This is a genomic window from Methylophaga sp. UBA5088, from assembly GCF_002414625.1.
GTDB lineage: Bacteria > Pseudomonadota > Gammaproteobacteria > Nitrosococcales > Methylophagaceae > Methylophaga > Methylophaga marina.
Genome location: NZ_DIAC01000074.1, coordinates 21,081 through 22,113, shown reverse-complemented (window position 1 = coordinate 22,113; position 1,033 = coordinate 21,081). Strand labels below are relative to the sequence as shown.

The following is a 1,033-nucleotide window of genomic DNA, read 5'->3' as shown; positions in this document are numbered from 1 at the left end:
AACCGCTTTTTGATCAGCATCAACCAGCAGAATAACAAATTCGTCTCCGCCCATTCTCGCGACGATATCTGAATCTCTGCCAACATCATCTAAGATCGTTGCAAATTGACGTAGTGCCTTATCCCCCTCTGCATGACCAAACTTATCGTTGATGGGTTTAAATTCATTCAGATCAAGAAAAGCCAGGGCAGCGGGTAGTCCACCACGTCTGCATATACTCAGAGATTTTGCGGCAGACATATTAAAACCTCGACGGTTTAATATGCCTGTTAGCTCATCCATGGTCGCCAACTCAACGGCTTGAATCTCGTGTTCAACTATGGTTGCTAGGTCTTTAAGTAGTGCTCGATCTTCGTCACTGAAATGTCTTGGCCTCACATCTTTAATACACAACGTACCTAGCTTACTGCCATCAAGATAACGAATGGGATAGCCAGCATAAAAGCGTATATGCTTTTGACCAATTAATAGCGGATTGTCGATGAAACGTTCATCCTTATGCGTATCTTCAACAACAAAGGCGCCATCGCCCAAAATCGCGTGTCCACAAAAAGACAGATCACGTGGCGTCTCAGTAATATCTAATCCCTGGCAGGACTTAAACCATTGGCGATTTTTATCAACAATACTGACGAGCGCAACTGGCACATCAAATAACTTAATGGCGATTCTTGTGAGACGATCAAAGCGTTCGTCGGGAGCCGAATCAAGGATAGTCAACGATTGTAATGTCGATAACCTTTCTTGTTCATTTTGAGGTAAATCTGGTGTTTTCATTCAAAACTCCAGTTTTTATAGAAACAGAAACATCATAAATGAGTACACAAGCTTGTGTATACAAACAGCTTGGCTGTTCATGCATCGGAAATATATATTTGGAAAAAGGTTCATTTCGCATACAACGAAATGAACCTTGAATGACTTTATTCTATAGCGTCACACCGATACGTTGTGCCACTTCTTCATAGGCTTCAATGACACCACCCAGACCTTGTCTAAAACGGTCTTTATCCAGTTTTTTACGTGTTTCTGC

2 protein-coding genes are annotated in these 1,033 nt (G+C 41.9%); both read right to left on the bottom strand.

Translation table 11 applies throughout. The annotated features are described in order from the left end of the window. A partial coding sequence (locus tag B4K20_RS09465) for a GGDEF domain-containing protein (protein ID WP_289282697.1) occupies positions 1-777 on the bottom strand: 777 nt, incomplete at its 3' end. 151 nt (positions 778-928) lie between these two features. Next, positions 929-1,033 (bottom strand): phosphoribosylaminoimidazolesuccinocarboxamide synthase (locus B4K20_RS09460; protein ID WP_349678800.1); only part of this gene is annotated, 105 nt, incomplete at its 5' end.